Below are 24,714 nucleotides of genomic sequence, written 5' to 3'. Positions count from 1 at the left end.
AAAGGCGAGGCTGGAACATTGTGTTAATAAAAACATAATCATTAGTAGTGGGTATATAGGCTTGTTACCGAATTATTTAAATTTGGCGAAAGTTTTGCTAAAAGTAGGGTAACCAGCGTTTTGACTGTTATTAACCTACCTGCAAAGCAGTTATTTTAAATAATCAACCAACCAAAATCTAATCTATGAAAAAAATTATTTATGCTTCTGCCCTGTTTGCGGCGTTTATGCTGACAGGCTGTTCTGACGACGACAGCGACAACAATACTAACACCGACAGCTATTACACTATCATAAACAATGGTAACGGCGGCGTTACTAAAATTACCGATGCTAATGATGCAGACCTGCTTGAAATAGCACAGGCTATACCGTCGGTATCGGGAGAGCAATACCCTGCTTACACTCCGGTATTGTTTTTCTTTAATGACAAGATCCTTTTATCATCGATAAACGAAAATACATTTGTGGTAAAAGAAAACGGAAAGCAGGTTACAGGAACAATATCTGTAAACGAAGCTGCTAACGGCTATGCTATCCTGACCTTTACACCAAAAACTGTTTTTAAAGGCGGCTCAGAAATTTCGGTAAAGCTTACTACAGGATTGCAGGATGACGGCGGCCAGTCGTTAATGAGTGACGCAGAGTTTCAGTATACCACTTTTGCTGAACCTGCCGGAGACCTTACGGGCAACAGCGGTTTTGAGAATGGCACTAACGGCCTGGTATTTATAGGCGATGGCAATGTACTTACTGGCCCTCAGGGATGTCTTAGTCCGTTTGACGGTAATTCTTTTGGCGCAATTACATCAGGCAATCAGCTTATATCGGCTAATGATGCCATAGGCGGCACATCGAGTGCGCTTATCATGGGTCCGTTTGACGGCGCTGCTTCTTCGCTGTCATTCAATTACAATTTTCTTTCTGCCGAATTCCTTGAATATGTAGGCAGCGAATATGACGACTCGTTCATGGCGGTAGTTGTTGGCCAAAATGGTGCGCATGCCGAATTTGTAACGAGCGTTAATATCATTGGGCAGAATGTTACCCAATGCAATGGCTTCCCTGGCATGCCGGATGAAGGCGACGAATATGCCGGATTTACCGGATGGACAAGCAAACAGATCAATTTTGGCAACATAACAGGCCCTGTCTATGTAATATTTATTGCAACAGATGTGGCTGACACTATCTATTCTACTGTTGTGGGCATAGATAACGTTACTGTAAATTAGCATCCAACGACCTTTTATATTATAAATCCCCGAAGGATATCCTTTGGGGATTTATGCATTTTGCAATCCCGCAGCATTGCAAAATTTAGTATAATTTTTGTAGTATTTTGTAATTAAACTTTTAAAATAAACAATATCTTTACAGATGATAATCTGATTTACAGAGAGATATTTTACCCTTTACAAATCCCCCTTTTTTTTGCATTGAATATAAACGGGCCGATTTATAAACAGTATCTACTATTTTTTTGAAGGTCTCGTAACTTGTGGGGATATGGATGCTACATTGTTTTATAAAAATATTTTTCTTGCCGAAGATGATGAGGACGACACTTACATCTTTGAGCAGGCACTCGAAGAACTTTATAGCGAAGTCAGGTTAACCGCAAGTGAAAACGGCAAACAGCTGATGGACCTGTTAGGCAGGCCGCCTGTTCCTCCACCCGATATTATTTTTCTTGACCTCAACATGCCATTAAAAAATGGCTACGAATGCCTGCAGGAAATAAGAAATGGTGAGCAGCATAACGTACCTGTTATAGTACTTACCACTACCGGCAGTGAAGAAGATATAGAGAAAGTATATAAGCTTGGCGCAACTCACTTTATCGTTAAGCCAAACAATTTTCCTGAACTTAAAAAGGTACTTAAAAAAGTACTTTCCTTAAACTGGAATGGCATTTTACAGCAAACGAAAAGAGAGCAGTTTGTGATATCTGCATAACTTTTTAAACTATTGGCTAGTATTTTTTTATTGATTATTATTGTGAAATAATCAACCTCACTAACCATGAAAAAACTACTACTATTATTTCTTTTTTGCCCTTTGGCGGCACTTGCGGAATTTTATCCCGGAACAATTACCATGAACGACGGAACTGTAAAGACCGGATTTGTAGAAATTCCCGGAACTGCGGATAAAAACAAAGTTGCATTCAGAGCCGATAAAAAAGGCAGCACAGAAAAATTCAGTATTGAAGATGTAAAGATGTTTACCGTTACCCTTAAAAAGAACGAAGAAGCCACTTACTATGCGCTTAAACTTGCTAATATCAAAACATTCAAGAAGGAATACAAGGTTGACAAAGATAAGTCGTGGGTAAGAATGATTGTACCCGGTAAGGTGAATATTGTAGCTGCATATTTTTATTCGGGTGCGGTAATGGGCGCAGTAGCCAGTACAGCATCATCCGGCTATGGATACTTTTTCTGGAGGCCTGAAAACGATTATTGCACTTACTTTCACTCAGACGTTAGCAGCGGATTAAGTGTAACCATAGGCGCATTCAAGACTCTTAAAAAATTTGTGGAAATTAATTTTGAGCAGGACTGCCCACAGCTTGCTGAACTTTTGGTAAAAGACGACATCAAAAAGAATGGACTTAAAAGAATAGTAGAACTCTATGAAAAGAACTGTGGCAAATAAACTGATAACGGCCCTAAATAGGGCCGTTTATTTTTAAGAATGTGAAAATTGCTGTAATTATGCCCTTAAAAATGCAGGGGTAATTATTTTCCATTATTTTTGCGGGTAAAATTTTAAAAGAATGTCCTTAAAGAAAGCCTATCTTATAGTTATCCTTGTACTGTTAGTAGACCAGATATCTAAAATATACATCAAGACACACTTTATGCTCGAGGAAAAGGTGCCCGTATTCAGCTGGTTCCAGATCTATTTCATAGAGAACGAAGGTATGGCATGGGGAGCGCAGATTCCGGGTACTTACGGAAAGCTTTTCCTTACCCTTTTCAGGCTGGTAGCGGTTTGCGGTATTGGATGGTGGCTTAACGATGCCGTTAAGAAACATCAGTCTAAATTTCTTATCGTGTCTATCGCGCTTATACTTGCAGGAGCCTTTGGGAATATAATCGATTCTGTTTTTTACGGACTTATCTTTGACCACAGCCACGGGCAGGTAGCAACCCTGTTTTCAGACAAGCCTTACGGCACGGTGCTTCATGGTAAAGTAGTAGACATGCTTTACTTTCCAATCATTAAAAATGCACACTTCCCATCATGGATACCGGGTATAGGCGGTAAAGAATTCTCATTCTTCAACGCTATCTTTAACGTAGCCGATGCTGCCATATCTATTGCAGTAGGCATCCTTATCGTTTTCAATAAAAAGGCATTCGCTAAAAGTTAATGAATCTGACTATTTGTTGATTTGGTAATTCGGAACTTTTGTATTGAACAAATAATCAAATAAACGAATACACTTTCTCAGGTGTTACGCAGTAATCTAATGGTACATCGGTGTCATTGGTATCTATTAGTTTTTCTGTGACTTCAAAAAAGGACAGACCTATCTTTATAACATTTGGCTTGCATTCACTTAAAAAGCGATCGTAAAAGCCTTTCCCATAACCCACGCGCTGTCCTTTGGCATCAAAAGCAAGCAGGGGAATAAAAACCACATCCATTTTATCAGAAGGCACTTCTATTCCATCTACCGGCTCAGGTATACCGTATTGACTTATTACAAGCCGTGTATTATCGGTTAGGAGAGAGTGTATCATTCGGCGTGTCTCAAAGTCAGAGCGCGATACAATGACCTCCTTATCTTTTCCTGCAAGTATATTCAGTATGAAATCGGTGTGCACCTCACGCTGCTCTTCCATAGTGAGAAACAAGTGAAAATAAATATTGTTCCAGATATCCATCGTCAACAGTCTGTTGGCAATGGCAAGGCTTTTATCCTCAATCTCTTCTACAGACAATCCCTGACGAAGATTTTTATAATGTAAACGGAGGTCTTTTTTTTGCATTGTTTATTTGGTAATTTGTGGATTTGGTTGTGTAGCTACGAATTACCGAATATCCACATCAACAAATCCCCTTAAATTAAAACCTGTAGCTCTGCGAGATATGAAAAATCGCATCGCCCTGGTATACAATAGGCGCATCGTTAGCATTAATGATATAGCCGCTGTTAGGCGCTTTTACTTTATTCTCAACTTTGCCAAAAGGGTCGGTTATCAGTGCAATTATATCGCCTTTGGTCACAAAATCGCCTGCCGCCGCCCTGTGCTGGAATAATCCCGAAACACGGGCACGAACCCACCCCGACTTATCAATGTAAATGGAATTGTTGTTAGCAACAGGTGCTTTTCGCTGCGGATTGAGCATATCAAAATGCTGAAGGAAACGCTTGGCGCCCTGTATGCCCTCCTGAGAAATGTCGTTGTTTATATCTAACGATTTTCCGCCTTCAAACAGCAGCATCTTAACACCCAGCTTAGTACAGGCATTCCTGAAAGATCCCGGAATGTTCTTACTGTAAAGCGTAAATGGCGCATTAAAAACATCTGACAGTTCTTTCAGTTCGGCGTTATTAGGAACGATGCGTATCTGCGGTGCGTTAAAGCGGCTGGCTCCCCCGGCATGAAAATCAACACAATAGTCTACATTAGGGATCACCTCTTTAAGGAGATAGTAAGCAAACCTGCTGGCAAGCGACCCGTTCTTACTACCGGGAAAAACGCGGTTAAGGTCGCGACCATCCGGAAACTCGCGGCTCTGGTTTACAAACCCAAAAATATTCACGACAGGTATGCAGATGATAGTGCCGCGCTTGGGCTTGTTTATCTTTCGTACAATGATCTGGCGCACGATCTCAATGCCGTTTATCTCATCTCCGTGAAGCCCGGCACTAAACAGCACCGTAGGCCCCGGAATCTTTGAACGCTCTACGATTATGGGAATCTTAAGTTTAGTCATGGTATGCAGGCGGGCAATTTCCATGGTTATGGTTTTGCTTTCGCCGGGTAAAACTTCTTCGCCAAGTATCGTGATTGTCTTATTTATCGCCATAGAATATTGTGAAAGGATAAAAGTAACAAAATTAGTGTTCAGTTTACAGTGGCAGTTTGCAGTTTTTCCTCACCCCAACCCCTCTCCAAAGGAGAGGGGAGAGAACTGACGAAGAAAAGGAGAGAGGTTAAAGTGAACGCTTATACCAGCCGGAAAGAAACCCATGAGTGAAGCTAAGGCCTTAAACTTTGTGGCGTTAAGCAAATTATGTGCGTCAGCGTTAAGAAGCGTTCGCTGTTTGAGCGAAGCGAGTTCGAATGGTTTAGCTGCACATAATTTGTAGCCTAAGAAGTTGTAGCCTTGAATTTTTGATTCTTTTGTTTCAAGACAAAAGAATATAAATTAACACAACACTCACACCTTTCTCGCGTTAAACATTACTGATTTGTTTTTAACTTTGCAACATGCGTACTCCTCTTGAACTCCAGATACAAACCCTGCCCGACAACCCGGGTGTTTACCAGTATTTTGACAAAGACGATAAGCTCCTGTATGTAGGTAAGGCAAAGAACCTTAAAAAAAGGGTAATGTCTTACTTTAACAAGGTGCACGATACCGGGCGTACTAACGTGATGGTTAAAAAAATAGCATCTGTTAAGCACATCGTTGTACCTACCGAGAGCGAAGCATTACTGCTTGAAAACAACCTCATCAAAAAACTTCAGCCGCGATATAATATCATGCTGAAGGATGACAAGACATACCCGTGGATATGCATTAAGCGCGAACCTTTTTCAAGAGTATTCTCTACCCGAAAAGTGATAAAAGACGGATCGGAATACTTTGGGCCCTACACCAGCTTTAAGACAGTACACACGCTGCTTGACCTTATCAAGGAGCTGTACCCGCTGCGCACGTGCAATTACGACCTTACAGAAACCAATATACGCACCGGCAAATACAAGGTGTGCCTGGAATATCATTTGGGCAACTGCAAGGGACCATGTGAAGGCCACGAACCGTTAGCCGTGTACCAGGACCATGTAGAAGCAATCAGGCAGATACTTAAGGGCAACTTTAAAGAATCTTTAAAAGATTTCCGTAAGCTGATGCAGGAACTTGCCATGGATATGCGTTTTGAAGAAGCCCAAAAAATAAAGGAAAAAATAGGGGTACTGGAGAATTATCAGGCAAAAAGCACTGTTTTCAACCCTAAAATATCTAACCTTGATGTGTTCACCATAATTTCTGACGAAAGCATGGCGTATGTAAACTACATCCAGGTATCGCATGGCGCCATAATACGCAGCCATACGATGGAAATAAAGAAAAAGCTGGACGAACCCAACGAAGAGATACTGGAACTTGCCGTAGTAGAGCTACGGGAGCGTTTCCACCTTCAGTCGAAGGAAATTCTTGTACCCTTCCCTATTAGCGTTGGCGAAAACATAACGGTTACCGTGCCTAAGCTGGGCGATAAGAAAATGATACTGGACCTGTCTGAACGAAACGCGCGTTTTTTCAGGATGGACCAGCTGAAACAAATCAAGATCGTTGACCCTGATCGCCATACCAACCGAATCATGGCACAGATGAAAGCCGACCTTCGCCTGCCTGAAGAACCACGCCACATAGAATGCTTTGATAACTCTAACATTCAGGGAACCAATCCGGTTTCTGCCTGCGTGGTGTTTAAAGATGGCAAGGCGAGCAAAAAAGACTATCGCCACTTTAACATTAAAACGGTTGTTGGCCCTGACGATTTTGCCTCTATGGAAGAAGTTGTTTTTCGCCGTTACCGCAGGCTGCTGGACGAAAATGAACCCTTACCGCAGCTTATTATAATAGATGGGGGCAAGGGACAGCTATCGTCAGCATTAAAAAGTCTGGATGCCTTGGGGTTACGTGGTAAAATTACTATCTTGGGCATTGCAAAAAGACTGGAGGAAATCTTCTATCCGGGCGACTCTGTGCCGCTGTATCTGGACAAAAAATCAGAAACCCTGAAAATAATCCAGCAGCTGCGTAATGAAGCCCACCGTTTTGGCATCACCTTCCACCGCGATAAGCGAAGCAAGAGTGCGCTGCAAACATCTGTAGAGACTATTCCGGGTATAGGCGAGAAGACCATGGTAACGCTGCTTAAGCATTTTAAATCGGTTAAGCGCATGGCCGCTGCTCCTGAAGAAGAGATCGCTAAAGTAGTAGGCCCGTCTAAAGCAAAAAAGATTACTGAATTCTATCAAGAAAAGACTAAATAACCCATGAAAAAACTGGTTCTCCTGCTGCTGGCGCTGTCCTTTTTTAGTTCTGTAACGGGGCAGGAGAAAAAGCATAAGCCTAAAGTAGGCGTTGTGCTGAGCGGAGGCGGTGCAAAAGGGCTGGCACACATAGGCGTGCTAAAGGTGCTTGAAGAGGCCGGTGTTGAGATTTCGTACATAGGTGGAACGAGCATGGGCGCTATCGTGGGCGGTTTGTATGCTTCAGGATATTCTGCTAAACAGCTGGATTCCATTTTTACTACGCTCGATGCCGATGCCCTGCTGCGCGACTTTACGCCAAGAGGTTCTAAAAACTTTTTTGAAAGGAGAAACGATGAAATTTATGCATTGTCGCTTCCGTTCAAAAATTTTAAGATAGGCTTTCCTAATGCTTTTTCTAAAGGTTTATACAACTACAACACCATAAACAGGCTAACCGACCACGTGCGCCATGTACGTGAATTTGACAGCCTGCCTATTCCCTTTGTATGTATCGCTACCGATATTGAAACCGGTAAAGAGGTAGTATTGCGCAAAGGCGTACTGCCGGACGCCATACTTGCCAGCGGCGCATTCCCATCGTTATACTCTCCTGTAGAAATAGACGACAGGCTGCTTATTGACGGCGGTGTAACCAACAATTACCCCATTGAAGAGGTGAAGGCAATGGGTGCCGATATCATCATTGGGGTAGATGTGCAGGATCCGCTGCGTACGCGCGACCAGATTAAAGGGGCTACAGGCGTGCTGTTGCAGATCAACAACTACCAGATGATCCAGAAGATGGAGACCAAAAGCAAAGCCACCGACATTTACATAAAACCCGATATTAAAGGCTTTACGGTTATTTCTTTTGATGAAGGCAGGGCGATAATCGACAAGGGAGAAGAATCTGCAATGGCAATTATAGAGCAGCTGGTGCCGCTTGGCGTGGGGCATCCTGTACACCGGGAAGCTATCATCTGTAAAGATTCCATTTGTATCGATCAGATCAAGATAAGCGGGCTGCACAACTATACGCGTTCGTATGTTATTGGTAAGCTTAATTTTAAGCCCGGCTCTAAAATAAGCTACTCAAAACTAAACGACGGTATTACCAGCCTTAACGCCACGCAAAACTTCACAGCCATATCGTATAATTTTAAGAAAGATACCGATGGCGAGTCGCTACGACTAAACGTTACCGAAAATCCCATAAACCGTTACATAAAATTCGGGCTTCATTATGACGGGCTGTATAAAAGTGCCCTGTTAGTTAACTATACCCATAAAAACCTTTTGCGCCGCAACGATGTAGCTTCTGTTGATGCCATGCTGGGCGACAACTTCCGGTACAACCTTGATTATTACATAGACAACGGCTTTTACCTGAGTTACGGGCTGCACTCTTACTTTAGCCAGTTTAACCGAAATGTTTCTCAGGAATATGGTGCACAAAGCAGCCTTAGCCGCCTCTTTGACGGCGATGCTGCTAATATTGATTTTACCGACTGGACGAACCAGATCTATGTGCAGACTATCTTTGCAAAGCGCTTCATGGCAGGCGGAGGTATTGAGTATAAGCACATAAAGGTAAAATCGGAGACCACAAATGTGAGCCCTATATTTGACAACAGCGACTATCTTTCGGTATATGGCTACCTGAAATTCGATTCGTATGATGATAAATACTTTCCGTCAGAAGGATGGTTCTTTTCCGGAGAAGGCAAATCATACCTTTTATCATCTGATTATACCGGAGGTTTTAACCGTTTCAGTATCATAAAAGGCGAACTTTCTACCGCAAAAACGCTGTTTAAGAATGTAAATGCCAAGGCGCAGGCCGAAATGGGCTTTGCCCTGGGTGATGAAAGCATCTCTACTTTCGATTTTATTTTAGGTGGTTATGGCTATAACATGACCAATAACTTCCGCCATTTTTATGGTTATGATTTTCTGAGCATTGCCGGAAACAGCTACATAAAGGGCGCGCTTACGCTAGACTGGGAATTCTATAAAAAGAACCACCTTAACTTTACCGCAAACTATGCTAATGTAGGGCATAATCTTTTTGATGAAGGCAAAATGTTCTCGCTGCCAACCTTTAGCGGCTATGCTTTTGGCTACGGTATGGAAACCATCATCGGCCCTGTAGAAGTAAAGCACAGCTGGAGTCCTGATACCGGAGAGCATTATACGTGGGTAAGCGTAGGGTTCTGGTTTTAATTTTCGGTTATTTGGCGCTTCATCTGTATCAAATCGGTACGCTTATGCTGTTCTAAATAACCAAATCCACAACTACACAAATCTACATCCTGAAGTAAACATAAAAATGAATAACCAAATTTTTGTGGGCGCTTCTTACAAATAACTGCGCCATCAAACATCTATAAACACATTAAACAGACATTTTTCGTTAAAAACTTCATAATTTTTATAAAAACCCTATATTTGGGACTTCAAAATTAAAATGTAACGTATGTCTATATGGAGAGTTAAACCCGTATCTGCTTTTGAGGCAGATATGAAGAAAAGTGAGCTAAAGAGAGTTTTAGGTAAATGGAGCTTAACAGCTATAGGTATCGGGGCTATCATCGGTGGAGGAATATTTGTACTTACCGGAACCGGAGCTTACTATCACGCAGGCCCTGCCCTTGCACTTTCTTTTATTATAGCCGGTATTGCATGTGTATTTGCCGCGTTATGCTATTCTGAATTTTCTTCTATCCTTCCTGTTGAAGGTTCTGCTTATGCCTATGCATATGGAACAATTGGCGAAGTTTTTGCCTGGATCATCGGCTGGGGACTTATCCTGGAATATGCCATGGGCTCTATGACGGTAGCTGTATCCTGGTCAGGATATTTTAATAAGCTCCTCAAAATGTTTGGGGTGCACCTGCCGGACTATCTTACTACAGATCCTGCAAGCTATACAGGAGAAGGCTTTTCTATGAACCTTCCTGCTTTCTTAATCGTAATCTTTGTAATTTCTATACTTACACGAGGAACATCGAGCGCGGCAAAAGCCAATAACTTTATTGTGGTTTTAAAAGTGTCTGCCGTTATTTTTGTAATCGTTGCAGGTTTGTTCTTCATTAACGCTGAAAACTGGGCTCCTTTTATCCCTGATGCTACACAAATCATTGAAAAAGATGTTACTCATGAGGCGTACGGCTACGGCGGTATTGTTTCGGGGGCGGCAGCTATCTTCTTTGCTTATGTAGGTTTCGATGCTGTTTCTACCCAGGCGGGTGAGGCCATCAATCCTAAAAAAGACGTGCCTTTTGCTATTATCGTGTCATTATTAGTATGTACTGTACTTTATATATTAGTGTCATTAGTACTTACGGGCATGATGAACTATTCTGACTTTAACCCACTTGGAAAATATCCTGAAGCTATTAAGGCTCCTGTTGCGTATGCATTTGATATTGCCGGGCAGGCATGGGCAGGATACATTATTACTATCGCTGCAACCATCGGGCTTATATCAGTGCTTATGGTTATGGTAATGGGCCAGTCAAGGATTTTCCTTGGAATGTCTAAAGACGGACTTATCCCATCAGTTTTCTCAAAAATTCACCCGTTGTCCGGTACTCCAAGAACAAACCTTATGATACTGGGCGGATTCATATCTATCGTCGCGGCCTTTACCCCTATCAGCAAGCTTGCAGACATGACCAGCTTTGGTACCCTGTTTGCCTTTACAATGGTTTGTATTGCCGTATGGATATTAAGGGTAAAACAACCACAGCTGGAGCGTACGTTTAAAGTACCTGCGCTTCCTGTAATCGCTGTTTGCGGTATTGCTATCAACACGTACCTTATGATAAACCTAAGCATAGATGCACAGCTGCTGTCGCTGTCATGGCTTGTGGTAGGTATCCTGGTATATTTCTCTTACGGTAAGCGTAACAGCAGGCTTAACAATAAGCCAACAGAAGAATAAAACACCAAACAAATACAAATATTTTGACTGAATCCCGATGGCTCGCTATCGGGATTTTTTTGTCACACAGACTTGCAAAGCAACGGACTTCGGACTTTTAAAAATCAAACTTAAGCTGCACGGCAACCGGCTTTTTTACACCCGATTCTTCCGTATTGAGGTTGGCTAAAGAAATCCCGAGCAATCGTACGGAATCCTTTAGTTTTTCCTGATATAGCAATTCTTTTACGGTTTCCATGATAAGGCTTTTGTCGGAAATAAAATAGGGCAGGGTCTTGCTGCGGGTTTGCTGCGTAAAGTCGCTGTATTTTATTTTGAGTGTAATGGTTTTACCCGCTATCTTTTTTTTGTTAAGGCGGCGTGTAAGCTCATCGGCAATGATGTCCAGTCTTTCCATCATGAATATCTCCGAGACCAGGTTTTCGTCAAATGTATGCTCTGTACCTACCGATTTTACAAGCCTGTCGGGCTTCACCTGTCCGTTATGTATGCCGCGCACCACATGGTAGTAGTAAGCACCCGATTTACCAAAGTGATCAGTCAGGTATTCTATAGATTTTTGCTTGAGGTCCGCGCCCGTAAAAATGCCCAGCTGGTACATCTTCTCTTCGGTTACTTTTCCCACTCCGTAAAATTTGCCAATAGCCAGATTCTCCAAAAATTCAAGTACCTCATCAGGATTTACCGTTTTTTGGCCGTTAGGCTTATTGTAATCGCTCGCTACCTTAGCAATGAACTTGTTGATGGAAATTCCGGCAGAGGCCGTTAAACCCGTCTTTTCGAGTATTTTTTGGCGTATCTCCCGTGCTATCATTGTAGCGCTTGGATTTCCCTTTTTGTTTTGGGTCACATCGAGGTAGGCTTCATCAAGCGAAAGCGGCTCTACAAGGTCTGTATATTCAAGGAAGATTGCTCGTATCTGCTGGGAAATTTCGCGATAACGGTCAAACCTGGGATGCACAAATATAAGGTGGGGGCATTTCTTTTTTGCCAAAAATCCGCTCATGGCAGAACGCACGCCAAACTTGCGCGCCTCATAACTAGCTGCCGAAACCACACCCCTGTTCTCGCCACCGCCCACAGCAAGTGCCTTACCTCTTAGTATGGGGTTATCCAGCTGCTCTACAGATGCATAAAACGCATCCATATCTACGTGGATTATTTTACGCTGGCGTATAGATTCTTCGTTTGGCGATTCCATGATACAAAATTACAACTTACTGGTAATTAATGGAACGCGGATGACGCGGATTTGGGCAAATCTACGCAGATTTAACGCCTGGGCAGTATCCCTGCACGGGCATAAATAGCCGTTAATGAAAATGGTGGCTGTATTTTTTTTTGTACCTTCAATTCACCAAACAAAAAATCCACGCTATTATGTCTAAATCCGCTATACTGTTAGGGGCAAGCGGTGCCGTTGGCAGCGAAGTTTTAAAACTGTTGCTTGCAGACACCCGCTATGATACCATCAAACTTTTTTCCAGAAGCAAAAGTGATGTTTCCAATCCAAAACTGGAAGAGCACGTCATCGACCTCTTCAGATTATCTGATTATAAAGCTGTTTTTACGGCCGATGAAGTGTATTGCTGCATTGGCACTACAAAAGCGCAAACACCTGATAAGGATACTTATTACAAAATAGATTATGGCATTCCCGTGGTTGCAGCACAACTTGCAAAAGAAAACGGCATTAAAACGTACATTGTTATTTCGGCTATTGGGGCAGACGCCGAAAGCGGAATCTTTTATAACCGCACAAAGGGCGAAATGCAGGATGCCGTGCTAAACGAGAACCTGCCTAAAACCCATATCCTTCAACCTTCTTTAATTGTTGCAAAGCGCAAAGACAAACGCATTATGGAAAAGGCGGCACAGGGTTTTATGTGGCTGCTTAATCCGCTGCTTTTTGGCAACGCTGCAAAATATAAAAGCATAAGCGCAGACAGCATCGCAAAAGCCATGCTCTGGTTAGCCAACAACAGTTATCAAAATACAATAGTAAGTTCAGATAAAATAAAGGAAATTAGCAGGAAGTAAGCTTTATATAAGCGGCAGGAAGATGCTAAACTCTGCCCCATCGCCCGGGTTGCTTTTTACGCTGATGCAGCCTTTGTGCCCCTCGGCAATCTTTTTGCAGAGCGCGAGGCCAATGCCCGTACCCTGTGTGGCATCAAGGCGCTTGAACATTTTAAATACCTGGTCGGCATATTCCTGTTCAAAGCCCTGCCCGTTGTCTTTAAAAACTATTTTTGTGTAGGGTACACCATTGTTTAAAGGAGAGCATCCTTCCATATCTTCGGCTGTGGGCTCATGGGCAGTTATGCTTATCTCAGGAGCGGTAACAGCGTTACTGAATTTTATCGCGTTGCTCAGCAGGTTAGAGAACAGCTGGTGCAGCTGAATGGGTACACCCATTAAAATTGGCAGTTCGCCAATATGAAGTTTTACTTTGCGCTGGTCTATAAGCAGGTCAAAATCATCGAGAACGTTTTGCAGTACAAGATTGAGATGTGTTACTTCAAACAGCTCTTCGGTATTACTTACCTGCGAATATTTAAGTACGTCTTTTATAAGATTGGTCATCCTGTCTGCGCTGGCAGCAATTTTATTGATGTACCGTAATACCTCATCTTTATCGTCTATACTATCCAGGAGCATCTCGCTGAATACCTGTATTTTTCGCAGCGGTTCCTGCAAGTCGTGCGATGCCACATAAGCATATTCTTCCAGCTGTTTATTGCGGAATTCTATCGCCTTTGCATTACTGGTAAGGCGGTCTTCGGCGAGTTTCCTTTCGGTTAGGTCGCGGGTAACTTTAGAGAACCCGATGATATCGTTGTTACTGTCGTGCAGGGCGGTTATGACCACCGACCCCCAAAACGTACTACCATCTTTGCGTACACGCCATCCCTCGTGCCCGGCACGGCCGTTTACCGATGCATCTTCCAGAAGCCTGTCCGGCAGGCCTTCCTTACGGTCGGTCTCCAGATAAAAAATCCTGAAATTTTTCCCTACAATCTCCGATTCCCGATATCCTTTTATAGTTTCGGCACCCCTGTTCCAGTTTAGTATTGTGCCGTTGCGGTCAATGAGCAGAATGGCGTAATCCTGAACCTCATCAATCATTTTATGATAGCGCTCCTCGCTGGTAACAAAGGCCTTTCGGTTTTCTTCAGCCTTTTTTTGCAGCATCTCCTGGACGGCGTTTCCGCAGCTATCATCTGTAGTATCCACTAACACATTAACAGTCCCCAGAATAATACCCTCAGCATCATACAAATTTAATATTTGCAGCATAACAAGGCTCACGCAGCCATCAGGGCGTTCTATTATAAGTTCTAATGGCGCAGGTGCCTTTGGCGAACCTGTATCTGCATCGCCAAGTTTTTGTCCGCGTTCGATAGGTTCTCCGCTAACCGAATAGGTTTTAAAAGCGCCATTCCATTTTTCAGCCCCTACAATAGGCTTACGACCCCACAGCTTTACGGCAGCAGGATTGTAAAAAGTAATAGCGCCATCTGTATCGCAGGTGTATAAAGCCATAGGAAGTTTTTCCATGACAGATTTATCAAACCCGCTGTACACATAATTTTGAAACAGGGGAAGACCTTTTGGAATATTTTGAGAAGTACTCATTAACCTAATTTTGCAGTGTTAATTTTGGACATTAGTAAATATAGTGAATTTACCAAAGTACCAATTAAACCGCTGAAAATTAGTTAATGCCCTGCATTTACACCCGAAGTAAGAAAAAACGGTAGGTTTTCTTCGTGAAATAATTCGATAAGGATGTGTACCAGCGCAGAAAAACTTGTAGGTTTAACAAGATAATGCGTAGCACCCAGATCGCGCATCTCGCGAATATCTTTAGAAAACGAAGAGGTGGTATATGCAATAATAGGCACGCCTTTAAAGCGTTCAATCTTTTTAAAAGCCCTAATGCAGTCCCTACCCGAAACTAACGGCATATTGATATCTACAAAAATATATCCGGGCACAAAATCACCGGATAGTGCTTTTTCTATTGCTTCTTTTCCGTTTTTGGCGGTACTGCACACAAAATCCGCTTCGGCTTTTTTAAGGGCCAGAGTAAAGATCTCGCGGTCATCTTCGTCGTCTTCTACAAGGAAACAGGAGCGTGAACCCATAATGTGTTTATTAAGTATTGACAAGACTGTTTAACAATCTCAAAGCAATAAAAATAAACCAAACAATTTTAACAAGTAAATTTTTCGCGCAAAAAATAATAATCATCGACGAACAACACGTTTTGTTAAGAGATTTTTAACTTTTAGGCATAAAAAAGCCCTGCGAATGCAAGGCCTTTTTTTATATCGTTTTACTGAAAAGCAATGCTTCTCCCCTCCTGCCGGCCTCTTTAAAACCCAAGGCTTCATACGCTTTTTTCACGGCAATATCGGCAGCGGGAACTTCTGCCCATATTACATCGTGCCTGCGCTGTGCAGCTATTTCCAGCACGCGGTTCAGTACTTTGTGTGTACCTTCTTCTGTCTTTGCCGGGATTGCCTTTTCTATGTAAAGCGGCTTATCGCCCTCTGCTTCCTGTGGTATGTTTGCCGAAATCATTACAACAAAAGCCAATGGCTCTTCCTGCCTGTCTTCATCTTCCCCAGTCACATCAAAGCTCATAAGCCATTCGGTGGTAAATGAGTTGGCTTTATCTAAAAACGACGCAACCGTATTTTCTTTATCTTTTTCTTTTATGTTAGAAAACGCATAATGATCTTTTGCCATTTCTGACACTTTGTAAGCGTTCTCTTCGTTGGCTACAATAAATTTTGCTATTAATGGCATGTATATTTTAGTTTTGAGATGTTAGTATTGAGAATTAAGATGTTAGATATGAGGTAAAACACACCAACAGGTTGTCTTTTTTCTATCTCCTATTATCTAATGTCTCCTCACAAAAGTAACAAATTATGAGAAGCGGCGCTTTGGATAAAGCTGTTCATTTTTTGTACAGATGGTGCACGTTTATGGATATTATAAGAAATAAAAAACCCGGAGCAAGTCCGGGTTTACAAATATTTTTTTAGAGTGCAGCACTAAAGCTTAAAGAATAGCAGGGCACTTTTTACATTGCAAATATACAACAATTCCTGATAAAGACAAAATCAATCAAATTTATATCCGATTTTAGATTCAATAATACCCCTAATTACGTTGTTGTCTTTATGATTTTTAAATAAATCTTTTATCAGCTCATCCATTTCTATCCTCCTGCTTTCAGAAACAGAATTTAATATATAAGAGATTATCTTAATGCAAGAATCTAATGAGTGTCTGTTATTACTATTAAAGTTAATCCCTGGCAAAATTGCGATTCCTTCAGGAATTTGAAAATCAAATAATACTCCTCCATGGGCACACGTATTTCTTACAAACACTATAGTATCTATTAAATTCACAAATTTATTCAGATTCAATACATTATATTCATTAGCAATTCGTTTTCGAATATCCTGATCATTTAAAGATTTAAAAATTTTTGTTATTGAACCAAAAGTAAAGAATTCAAGAGTTTTCCACGCCGGAGCATATGTATCTTTTGGATATTTTTTATGATGTAACTGTATTGTGCGATTATTGTTTTTAAATTTATCATTATAATAGTCGTTTATAGTACTTATAAATCTTGAATTCATTACTATTGGGTCTATGAACCATGTAGAGCTGGTTTTATATTTGTTAGAGACATAGTAGACCACTTTAGTCCTAAAATTTATTTCAATTCTATTGATGTATCTTGATAAGATATTTCTTAAGTCAACATCTAAATAATATAGTTTAACTACATCAGAAAATTTAGTCCCTCCATTAAATTCATGGCTCTTGTTTTTTTCAAATGGATTCCAATAGAAACCCAATCTGTAATAGCCTATATCCAGTAGTATTTCTTTTATTTTTTCTTCAGGAAGATCTAACTCCATCCCCCTATCTCGGAGCGTTTGAATCTGAATTTTGGAACTGGTAGCAGTTTTACCCATTTATACAATGATTATAAAGTAAGTAAATATAATAATTTCTTTTTCATTATTACATCTGCATCTTTTACATTCCAAACTTTCCCTACCTTTGAATTTTACAAACATCCTCCTTATGGAAAAGAATACCATAGAACATTTTTACGAAAACACTCCTTATAAAAACACAGGCGCAGGCGGGCCGTTGCTGCCTGATGGCATAAGTAAAGAGATAGGCCACTTTAACGTGTTCAGGTCGAGTGAGATCATCACCCAGTTTAAGCTCAGGCAGGTTATGCCTTACAATCGCCGCATGTATTACAAAATAAGCCTTTTAGATGGCAGGAACCGCGCCGAATATGCCGACAAGGTTATTGATATAGACAAATATGCCTTGCTGTTTGCTTCGCCTAAAGTGCCTTACAACTACATTCCGCTGGATGAAAAACAGGAAGGCATCTTCTGCATTTTTACTCCTGAATTCCTCGTGCAAACTAAAAGCGGCGTGGTGCCGGATGAACTTCCCATCTTTGCGCCTGGCAGTTTTCCTGTTTTTATACTCGATGAGGCTCAGGCTCAGGAAATAAAAGCTTTATTTGAAAAAATGCATGCCGAACTGGAAGGCAGTTATGCCTACAAATATGACCTGTTGCGCAATTACCTCCTGGAACTCATCCATTACGGACAAAAACTACAGCCCGATACCAGCCTGTATGTTACCAATACTTCGGCATCGCGCACCACCTCATTATTCATAGAACTGCTTGAACGCCAGTTTCCCATAGCCTCTGCCAATCAAAAAACAATGCTGCGCACAGCTAAGGATTATGCCGAACGCCTTTCGGTTCACGTTAACCACCTCAACAAAGTGCTCAAGGAACAGACCGGAAAGACAACTACCGAACTGATACAAAACCGCATATTACAGGAAGCCAAGATATTGCTGCGCCAAACCGACTGGAACATAAGCGAAATTGCCTTTTCGCTGGGGTTTGAGGAGGTAGCCCATTTCTCTAACTTCTTTAAGAAACACGTTTCGCTCTCGCCCTTAAGTTTTCGCGAATAGCTTCCTGATTTGATTTTTGCAAATTATGGATTGCTTTTTGCAAACACCTTCCTACCGTTGCATCCGAACTTTGTACCAACAAAAAATCTACACAAAAATGGAACTTAAAAACAGTAAAATATTAGTTACAGGCGGTGCAAGCGGCATAGGCCTGGGGCTTACAAAACGATTTTTAGCCGAGGGCAATACCGTAATCATTTGCGGAAGGCGCGAAGACGTGCTGAATGAGGCTGCTGCAAATAATCCGGGTATCATTACAAAGGCCGCCGATCTAAGCACCGAAAGTGGCCGTACAGAACTGTACAGCTGGATAGCAGAAAATCATTCTGATCTAAATGCACTGGTAAACAATGCAGGCATACAAAACTGGATGGACCTTGATAATCCTGATTTCTTAGACCTTGCGCGCAAAGAGATTGTTACCAATATTGAAGCGCCACTGCACCTTATCGCTTTATTTTCTAAGCTGCCTGCCCTTAAAACTATTGTAAATGTAACATCGGGACTTGCGTTTGTACCATCGGCAAAAATTCCGGTATACAGCGCAACCAAGGCGTTCTTTCACTCGTTTACACTATCAGCCCGCCACCTGCTTAAAGCAAAAGGCATAGAGGTTATAGAGCTTATTCCACCGGCACTTAATACAGATTTGGGCGGTGTGGGCATACACGACTTTGCACCTCCTGTAGACGGCTTTGTAGATAGTGTTCTTGAACAGATAAAAGAAGGCAAAACAGAGATTGCTTACGACAAGAGCGTTGCCATGGCAACCTCTGGACCAGACGGACTGAAAGCGATTTTTGATATGCTTAACCCTGCCGAATAAAAACAGTAATCCCCGCCAAATGGCGGGGATTATTTAGTTTAAAGAGTATAGAATTACTCTTTTATAAACTTATGGTTTGCAGTTCCATTCCCGGTAGTTATTTTTAAAAAATACATGCCCTGTGGTAATTGCTCCACATCAATTTGGTTTGCAGCACTGTTTTGAGATAATACAGCTTTACCCGAAATATCATAAACCGAAATGTTTTCTACAGCCAGTTCATCGGCATTCGCCAGATACAGCATGTCAGATGTCGGGTTAGGGTAAACGCTAAACTGATTAAGGGCGTTGTTGTTAAGGCCTAAAGCGGGAGCTCCTCCTGAATAACGCAACAGTAAAAAATTATTATTTTGCCCATTATTAAACATCACCATGCCTGTTATAATAATTTTCCCGTCAGGCTGAACGGCGATATCATGCGTCTGGTGGTAATAGCTGCCAAAAGAAGTTTTAGCTACACCATTTGTACCAAAACTCATATCCTGCATACCGCTGCTGCTAAACCGCATCAGGTTAAAATTATAGCTGTTGGTATCCGGCCCTACGCCTACTATGCTGCCGTCAGGCTGCACTACTATGTGTCGCATTTCCTCATTACCCGGATTAAACGGAATGACTTTTCCATCAATTCCAAAAGACGCATCAGGTGAGCCGTCATAATTTAAACGCATTACCGTAAATTCAGCACCTGTGGTATCAGACGTTGATGACAGGCCGCCACCTACAAGCTTCCCGTCTGCCTGGAGCGCAAGGTCTCTTATCACATAATCTCTATCCCCATTTGTAATCTCCGTAATACCTTCTGTACCAAAAGAAGTATCCGTTGCACCCGTTTGGTCTAATCTTTTAACTACTGTATAGTAGCCTGTAAGGGAAGGAAAACTTTTAAGTATGGCAAATGCCACTTTTCCATCAGGATAACATACTGCCGATTCCGTGTAGCCATATGCCTGCTCTGCAAAATAACCATTGTAACCGTAGGCACTATCCGGTGTACCATCTGCATTAAATTTAACAGCAAACATCCCCCATTGGCTATCGCCATCATCTCCCAGCAGCCCTGCTGCCATTATTTTGCCATCGTTAAGCACGGTAATGCAATAAGGATAAAGAGTCCTGGAATTTGCAGTAAAATCAGGATAATATGAAACAACACCGTTAGTACCAAAAGTATCATCAGGTGTTCCATTACTACTAAAGCGCATAATAAAGAGATGATTGGTATCTAAATATCCACATACCAAAATTTTACCATCATTCTGAATTCTTATTTCTTTTGGATTATGGCTGTTGAAACCAACAAACTGTATAACCTCTCCCTGGTTACCAAAAGAAACATCGGGTGTACCACTATCATTATAACGTTTAACACACACCCGCCCAAGCCTTGTGCCGAGGGCAAGTATTTTTCCGTCATCCTGCACAGTTACACCGTAGGCAACTTCTGCATTGCCGGCAGTGTCCGGCACGTTAAGGATACCATCAGTCCCGAATGAGGCATCGAGCATTCCGCCTTGCGCAAACAAACCTGTTGTACAGATGTAGGCAAGTATAACTAAGAGTAGATTTTTTTTCATATATATCATTTTACAGTTTTACAAGCCATAAAACTACCCACTGTAATATGATTACTATTAGGCATAAACAGAGAGCAGTACCGGTAAAAACACTATAGGTAAATATTCTGTGGGCATTGCGGCCAGGGCTTCTTGCTGCAACTGTTATGGTTAACCCTATCACGAAACTGTTATTCTCATTGTATATTTTTTGATTTCTGCTTTCGCAAAGAAAAAATCGTTACTTTCGCAAATCGATTTTTTAGCATGCACTATAATGAGTAAGAAGTTTACTGAGTATAAAGGACTTGACCTGCCTACAGTGGCCGGCGAAGTACTTGATTTCTGGAAGAAGGAAAATGTTTTTGAGAAAAGCGTTACTACGCGCGAAGGAAAACCGCAATATGTGTTTTTTGAAGGGCCGCCGTCGGCAAACGGGCTGCCGGGTATACACCACGTAATGGCACGTGCCATTAAAGATATTTTTTGCCGTTACCAAACGCAAAAAGGTTATCAGGTAAAACGTAAGGCAGGATGGGATACCCACGGCCTTCCGGTAGAGCTGGGTACCGAAAAAGAACTTGGAATCACCAAAGAGGATATCGGCAAAACGATATCTATAGAAGAATATAACGAAGCCTGCAAACGCACTGTGATGCGCTACACTGACGTGTGGAACGACCTTACCGAAAAAATGGGCTACTGGGTAGATATGGAAGACCCGTATGTTACCTACAAGCCAAAATACATGGAATCGGTTTGGTGGCTGTTAAAGCAAATTTATGACAAAGGCCTTTTATACAAAGGCTATACCATACAGCCGTATTCGCCTAAAGCGGGTACAGGCCTAAGCTCGCATGAGGTAAACCAGCCCGGCGCATACCGCGACGTGACCGATACTACCATCGTAGCGCAGTTTAAGACCATTGCCGATACGCTTCCTGAAGCTCTTAAAGGCTTTGGCGCTGTAGATATTATGGCGTGGACAACCACGCCGTGGACATTGCCATCTAACACCGCACTTACGGTTGGCCCAAACATCGACTATGTTTTGGTACAAACCTTTAACCAATACACTTTTGAACCTATCAATGTAGTATTGGCTAAAAACCTTGTGGGCAAGCAGTTTGGTAAAAACTTTGTTGAAACCAGCAATGAAGCCGATTTTGACGCTTACAATGCAGGCGACAAAACCATACCGTACCGAATTGTAGCAGAAATAAAAGGCGCCGACCTTGTAGGCATCCGTTATGAGCAGTTATTACCGTTCGTATTGCCGGCACAAAATCCACAGGATGCTTTCCGTGTTATTGCAGGTGATTTCGTTACTACCGAAGACGGTACAGGTATCGTACACACTGCCCCTACTTTTGGTGCAGATGATGCCAAGGTGGCAAAAGAGGCTAAACCGGAAGTTCCGCCTATGCTTGTAGAAGACGAAAACGGAAACCTTATTCCGCTGGTAGACCTTCAGGGTAAATTTACTTCGCACCAGGGCAGCCTTGACAACCCTAACGGAAAACCATTAGAGCTTGCTGGCAAATATGTTAAGAACGAATATTACGATGCAGGTACTGCACCGGAGCGTTCTGCCGATGTGGAGATCTCTATCTACCTGAAAGAAAACAACAAGGCATTTAAAGTAGAAAAATATGTTCACAGCTACCCGCACTCATGGCGTACTGATGAGCCTTTATTATATTACCCTCTTGACAGCTGGTTCATTAAAGTGACCGATGTTAAAGACAGGATGTTTGACCTTAACGATACCATCAACTGGAAGCCAAAATCTACCGGAGAAGGCCGTTTTGGCAACTGGCTAAAAAATGCTAACGACTGGAACCTGTCGCGCTCGCGCTACTGGGGTATCCCGCTTCCTATATGGAGGACGGAAGACAAAACCGAAGAGATAATCATAGGTTCGGTTGAACAACTTTATACCGAAATTGAAAAAGCTGTAGCAGCGGGCGTTCAGGAAACGAACCCTTTTGCAGGCTTTAAAGCGGGCGATATGAGCGAGGCTAACTACGACCTTATCGACCTGCACAAAAACGTGGTAGACAGCATTACCCTGCTTTCGCCGAATGGCAAACCAATGCAGCGCGAAAGCGACCTGATAGACGTTTGGTTTGATAGTGGCGCTATGCCGTATGCACAATGGCACTACCCGTTTGAAAACAAGGAACTGATTGACAACAATGAGTCGTTCCCTGCTGATTTTATCGCAGAGGGGGTTGACCAGACACGCGGATGGTTCTATACACTGCACGCTATAGGAACTTTGGTTTTTGACCAGGTGGCTTATAAAAACGTAGTTAGTAACGGACTGGTATTGGACAAGAACGGACAGAAAATGTCTAAACGCCTTGGCAACGCCGTAGACCCGTTTACTACCCTTGCCGAATATGGACCTGACGCTACGCGCTGGTACATGATTAGCAATGCTAACCCGTGGGACAACCTTAAGTTTGATATTGAAGGTGTAGCCGAAGTGCGACGTAAGTTCTTTGGTACACTATATAATACGTATTCGTTCTTTGCGCTTTACGCAAATATAGATGGCTTCTCGTATGCAGAGCCGGAAGTACCGCTTAACGAAAGGCCGGAGATTGACAGATGGATATTATCGGAGCTGAATACGCTTATAAAAGACGTAGACAGCTTCTATGCCGATTATGAGCCTACCAGGGCTGCAAGGGCAATATCTGACTTTGTGCAGGAAAACCTGAGCAACTGGTATGTGCGTTTATGCCGCCGCCGTTTCTGGAAGGGTGAATATGCGCAGGATAAAATTGCTGCTTACCAAACGCTGTATACCTGCTTACTAGCTGTGGCTAAGCTAAGTGCGCCAATAGCGCCGTTCTTCATGGATAGGCTGTACAAAGATTTAACACAAGCTTCACAGCAAGAGGCTTTTGAAAGTGTACATTTGGCCGACTTTCCTGCGTATGGTGATAACTTTGTTGATAAATCACTTGAAAGCAGGATGCAGAAAGCGCAGACCATATCATCGCTTGTGCTTTCATTAAGGAAGAAAGAAATGATAAAGGTGCGCCAACCGCTGCAAAAGGTAATGATACCAATACTTGACGCTAATCAAAAGGCTGAAATTGAAGCGGTTTCTGAGCTTATTAAAGCAGAGGTTAACGTGAAAGAGATCGTGCTTATGGACGATGCAAGCGGTGTGCTTGTAAAGCAGATAAAACCTAATTTTAAAGCATTAGGTCCACGTTTTGGCAAAGACATGGGGCTGATTGCCAAAGAGATACAGGGCTTTAACCAGGATCAGATAAGCGAGCTGGAAAAGAGCAACGGCATAGAAATTGCAGTGTCAGGAAAAAGTGTTAATTTAACACTTGAAGATGTGGAGATTTCTTCGCAGGATATTCCGGGATGGCTGGTTGCCAATGCAGGCGGTATTACCGTAGCACTTGACATAACACTAACGGACGACCTTAAGAAAGAAGGTATTGCAAGGGAGCTGGTTAACAGGATACAAAACATCCGAAAAGACAGCGGCTTTGAAGTGACCGACAGAATCAGGGTAACCCTTAAAGACAATAAAATCTTACAGGATGCCGTTATTGCAAATGAAGAGTATATTAAAAGTGAAACACTTACCGATGCGCTCATCTTTACTCAGGACGTAGCAGAAGGTGTAGAAATAGAATTTGACGAAATAAAAACCTTATTATTAATTTCAAAATAGATTGACAATGGTAGATGAGCAAATACGATACTCTGATGCTGACCTTGCAGAGTTTAGGGAATTAATTACCAAAAAAATTGAGAAAGCTAAAGCAGACTTAGACCTGATACGCAGCGCTTACATGAACGACCTTAACAACGGAACAGACGATACGTCTCCTACGTTCAAAGCGTTTGAAGAAGGCAGCGAAACCATGTCTAAAGAAGCAAACTCGCAACTGGCGATCCGTCAGGAAAAGTTTATCCGCGATCTTAAGAATGCACTTATCAGGATCGAGAACAAGACCTACGGTATCTGCAAAGTAACTGGTAAACTTATCAATAAAGAAAGATTAAAGCTGGTTCCCCATGCTACAATGAGCATCGAGGCAAAAAACATGCAGCGATAACAAG

General features: G+C 42.2%; 20 protein-coding genes. 12 read left to right on the top strand and 8 right to left on the bottom strand.

Annotation, left to right across the window (positions count from 1 at the left end):
- Positions 1–185 precede the first annotated feature (185 nt).
- The 4 genes from R1T16_RS14285 (at position 186) to R1T16_RS14270 (ending at position 3,382) form a co-directional block, all read left to right on the top strand.
- Positions 186–1,235, top strand: coding sequence for an Ig-like domain-containing protein (locus R1T16_RS14285; RefSeq protein WP_317501798.1), 1,050 nt, complete (start codon positions 186–188; stop codon positions 1,233–1,235).
- A 274-nt stretch (positions 1,236–1,509) separates the two neighbouring features.
- Entirely contained in the window at positions 1,510–1,959 is a 450-nt protein-coding gene (locus tag R1T16_RS14280) for a response regulator (RefSeq protein WP_317501797.1), read from the top strand.
- Positions 1,960–2,025: 66 nt separating this feature from the next.
- A complete protein-coding gene (locus R1T16_RS14275; protein ID WP_317501796.1) occupies positions 2,026–2,661 on the top strand; it encodes a hypothetical protein in 636 nt (211 codons plus the stop codon).
- Between the two features lie 121 nt (positions 2,662–2,782).
- Positions 2,783–3,382, top strand: a complete 600-nt coding sequence (locus R1T16_RS14270) for a lipoprotein signal peptidase (RefSeq protein WP_317501795.1) — start codon at positions 2,783–2,785, stop codon at positions 3,380–3,382.
- Positions 3,383–3,437: 55 nt separating this feature from the next.
- Here R1T16_RS14270 and R1T16_RS14265 read toward each other — a convergent pair whose 3' ends face one another.
- Positions 3,438–4,004: a 5-formyltetrahydrofolate cyclo-ligase gene (locus R1T16_RS14265; protein WP_317501794.1), complete on the bottom strand. Its 567-nt coding sequence runs from the start codon at positions 4,002–4,004 to the stop codon at positions 3,438–3,440.
- Positions 4,005–4,080: 76 nt separating this feature from the next.
- On the bottom strand, positions 4,081–5,049 hold the full coding sequence (locus R1T16_RS14260; RefSeq protein WP_317501793.1) for a succinylglutamate desuccinylase/aspartoacylase family protein: 969 nt from the start codon (positions 5,047–5,049) through the stop codon (positions 4,081–4,083).
- 404 nt (positions 5,050–5,453) lie between these two features.
- Between R1T16_RS14260 and uvrC the strand changes: the two genes are divergently transcribed.
- From uvrC to R1T16_RS14245, 3 genes are all read left to right on the top strand, one after another.
- A complete protein-coding gene (uvrC, locus tag R1T16_RS14255) occupies positions 5,454–7,250 on the top strand; it encodes an excinuclease ABC subunit UvrC (protein ID WP_317501792.1) in 1,797 nt (598 codons plus the stop codon).
- 3 nt (positions 7,251–7,253) lie between these two features.
- Complete coding sequence (locus tag R1T16_RS14250; protein WP_317501791.1) at positions 7,254–9,455, top strand: patatin-like phospholipase family protein; 2,202 nt, start codon at positions 7,254–7,256, stop codon at positions 9,453–9,455.
- A gap of 253 nt (positions 9,456–9,708) precedes the next feature.
- Positions 9,709–11,178, top strand: a complete 1,470-nt coding sequence (locus R1T16_RS14245) for an APC family permease (RefSeq protein WP_317501790.1) — start codon at positions 9,709–9,711, stop codon at positions 11,176–11,178.
- A 97-nt stretch (positions 11,179–11,275) separates the two neighbouring features.
- Here the strand turns inward: R1T16_RS14245 and dinB are convergent, their stop codons facing one another.
- Positions 11,276–12,379 carry a DNA polymerase IV gene (gene dinB / locus R1T16_RS14240; protein WP_317501789.1) on the bottom strand — a complete coding sequence of 368 codons (1,104 nt, stop codon included), beginning with the start codon at positions 12,377–12,379 and terminating at the stop codon, positions 11,276–11,278.
- Positions 12,380–12,558: 179 nt separating this feature from the next.
- Here dinB and R1T16_RS14235 point away from each other — a divergent pair, with 179 nt between their 5' ends.
- Positions 12,559–13,218: an NAD(P)H-binding protein gene (locus R1T16_RS14235; RefSeq protein ID WP_317501788.1), complete on the top strand. Its 660-nt coding sequence runs from the start codon at positions 12,559–12,561 to the stop codon at positions 13,216–13,218.
- Positions 13,219–13,221: 3 nt separating this feature from the next.
- Here R1T16_RS14235 and R1T16_RS14230 read toward each other — a convergent pair whose 3' ends face one another.
- The 4 genes from R1T16_RS14230 to R1T16_RS14215 form a co-directional block, all read right to left on the bottom strand.
- Complete coding sequence (locus tag R1T16_RS14230; protein WP_317501787.1) at positions 13,222–14,817, bottom strand: PAS domain S-box protein; 1,596 nt, start codon at positions 14,815–14,817, stop codon at positions 13,222–13,224.
- An 83-nt stretch (positions 14,818–14,900) separates the two neighbouring features.
- Positions 14,901–15,329: a response regulator gene (locus tag R1T16_RS14225; protein ID WP_317501786.1), complete on the bottom strand. Its 429-nt coding sequence runs from the start codon at positions 15,327–15,329 to the stop codon at positions 14,901–14,903.
- 181 nt (positions 15,330–15,510) lie between these two features.
- On the bottom strand, positions 15,511–15,996 hold the full coding sequence (locus R1T16_RS14220; protein ID WP_317501785.1) for a hypothetical protein: 486 nt from the start codon (positions 15,994–15,996) through the stop codon (positions 15,511–15,513).
- Between the two features lie 320 nt (positions 15,997–16,316).
- On the bottom strand, positions 16,317–17,189 hold the full coding sequence (locus R1T16_RS14215) for an Abi family protein (protein WP_317501784.1): 873 nt from the start codon (positions 17,187–17,189) through the stop codon (positions 16,317–16,319).
- Between the two features lie 112 nt (positions 17,190–17,301).
- Between R1T16_RS14215 and R1T16_RS14210 the strand changes: the two genes are divergently transcribed.
- On the top strand, positions 17,302–18,231 hold the full coding sequence (locus tag R1T16_RS14210; RefSeq protein WP_317501783.1) for a helix-turn-helix transcriptional regulator: 930 nt from the start codon (positions 17,302–17,304) through the stop codon (positions 18,229–18,231).
- A gap of 97 nt (positions 18,232–18,328) precedes the next feature.
- Complete coding sequence (locus tag R1T16_RS14205; protein WP_317501782.1) at positions 18,329–19,057, top strand: SDR family oxidoreductase; 729 nt, start codon at positions 18,329–18,331, stop codon at positions 19,055–19,057.
- A gap of 53 nt (positions 19,058–19,110) precedes the next feature.
- On the opposite strand, the gene R1T16_RS14200 is transcribed toward R1T16_RS14205, so the two are convergent.
- Complete coding sequence (locus R1T16_RS14200) at positions 19,111–20,634, bottom strand: T9SS type A sorting domain-containing protein (RefSeq protein ID WP_317501781.1); 1,524 nt, start codon at positions 20,632–20,634, stop codon at positions 19,111–19,113.
- Between the two features lie 256 nt (positions 20,635–20,890).
- On the opposite strand from R1T16_RS14200, the gene ileS reads away from it, so the two are divergent.
- Together ileS and R1T16_RS14190 are read left to right on the top strand one after the other, a co-directional pair.
- Complete coding sequence (gene ileS, locus R1T16_RS14195) at positions 20,891–24,322, top strand: isoleucine--tRNA ligase (protein ID WP_317501780.1); 3,432 nt, start codon at positions 20,891–20,893, stop codon at positions 24,320–24,322.
- Positions 24,323–24,329: 7 nt separating this feature from the next.
- Positions 24,330–24,710, top strand: a complete 381-nt coding sequence (locus R1T16_RS14190; protein ID WP_252810358.1) for a TraR/DksA family transcriptional regulator — start codon at positions 24,330–24,332, stop codon at positions 24,708–24,710.
- Positions 24,711–24,714: the final 4 nt, after the last annotated feature.

It is taken from the genome of Flavobacterium sp. DG1-102-2 (genome assembly GCF_033042555.1).
Taxonomy (GTDB): Bacteria; Bacteroidota; Bacteroidia; order Flavobacteriales; family Flavobacteriaceae; genus Flavobacterium.
Note: the sequence above shows the minus strand (reverse complement) of the source record. Positions and strands in the feature narration are given on the sequence as shown.

What these genes read in the sequence shown, in the direction of transcription:
- R1T16_RS14285 (WP_317501798.1), top strand. Translation starts at nt 186, where the DNA reads ATGAAAAAAATTATTTATGCTTCTGCCCTGTTTGCGGCGTTTATGCTG.
- R1T16_RS14280 (WP_317501797.1), top strand. Translation starts at nt 1,510, where the DNA reads ATGGATGCTACATTGTTTTATAAAAATATTTTTCTTGCCGAAGATGAT.
- R1T16_RS14275 (WP_317501796.1), top strand. Translation starts at nt 2,026, where the DNA reads ATGAAAAAACTACTACTATTATTTCTTTTTTGCCCTTTGGCGGCACTT.
- R1T16_RS14270 (WP_317501795.1), top strand. Translation starts at nt 2,783, where the DNA reads ATGTCCTTAAAGAAAGCCTATCTTATAGTTATCCTTGTACTGTTAGTA.
- R1T16_RS14265 (WP_317501794.1), bottom strand. Translation starts at nt 4,004, where the DNA reads ATGCAAAAAAAAGACCTCCGTTTACATTATAAAAATCTTCGTCAGGGA.
- R1T16_RS14260 (WP_317501793.1), bottom strand. Translation starts at nt 5,049, where the DNA reads ATGGCGATAAATAAGACAATCACGATACTTGGCGAAGAAGTTTTACCC.
- uvrC (WP_317501792.1), top strand. Translation starts at nt 5,454, where the DNA reads ATGCGTACTCCTCTTGAACTCCAGATACAAACCCTGCCCGACAACCCG.
- R1T16_RS14250 (WP_317501791.1), top strand. Translation starts at nt 7,254, where the DNA reads ATGAAAAAACTGGTTCTCCTGCTGCTGGCGCTGTCCTTTTTTAGTTCT.
- R1T16_RS14245 (WP_317501790.1), top strand. Translation starts at nt 9,709, where the DNA reads ATGTCTATATGGAGAGTTAAACCCGTATCTGCTTTTGAGGCAGATATG.
- dinB (WP_317501789.1), bottom strand. Translation starts at nt 12,379, where the DNA reads ATGGAATCGCCAAACGAAGAATCTATACGCCAGCGTAAAATAATCCAC.
- R1T16_RS14235 (WP_317501788.1), top strand. Translation starts at nt 12,559, where the DNA reads ATGTCTAAATCCGCTATACTGTTAGGGGCAAGCGGTGCCGTTGGCAGC.
- R1T16_RS14230 (WP_317501787.1), bottom strand. Translation starts at nt 14,817, where the DNA reads ATGAGTACTTCTCAAAATATTCCAAAAGGTCTTCCCCTGTTTCAAAAT.
- R1T16_RS14225 (WP_317501786.1), bottom strand. Translation starts at nt 15,329, where the DNA reads ATGGGTTCACGCTCCTGTTTCCTTGTAGAAGACGACGAAGATGACCGC.
- R1T16_RS14220 (WP_317501785.1), bottom strand. Translation starts at nt 15,996, where the DNA reads ATGCCATTAATAGCAAAATTTATTGTAGCCAACGAAGAGAACGCTTAC.
- R1T16_RS14215 (WP_317501784.1), bottom strand. Translation starts at nt 17,189, where the DNA reads ATGGGTAAAACTGCTACCAGTTCCAAAATTCAGATTCAAACGCTCCGA.
- R1T16_RS14210 (WP_317501783.1), top strand. Translation starts at nt 17,302, where the DNA reads ATGGAAAAGAATACCATAGAACATTTTTACGAAAACACTCCTTATAAA.
- R1T16_RS14205 (WP_317501782.1), top strand. Translation starts at nt 18,329, where the DNA reads ATGGAACTTAAAAACAGTAAAATATTAGTTACAGGCGGTGCAAGCGGC.
- R1T16_RS14200 (WP_317501781.1), bottom strand. Translation starts at nt 20,634, where the DNA reads ATGAAAAAAAATCTACTCTTAGTTATACTTGCCTACATCTGTACAACA.
- ileS (WP_317501780.1), top strand. Translation starts at nt 20,891, where the DNA reads ATGAGTAAGAAGTTTACTGAGTATAAAGGACTTGACCTGCCTACAGTG.
- R1T16_RS14190 (WP_252810358.1), top strand. Translation starts at nt 24,330, where the DNA reads ATGGTAGATGAGCAAATACGATACTCTGATGCTGACCTTGCAGAGTTT.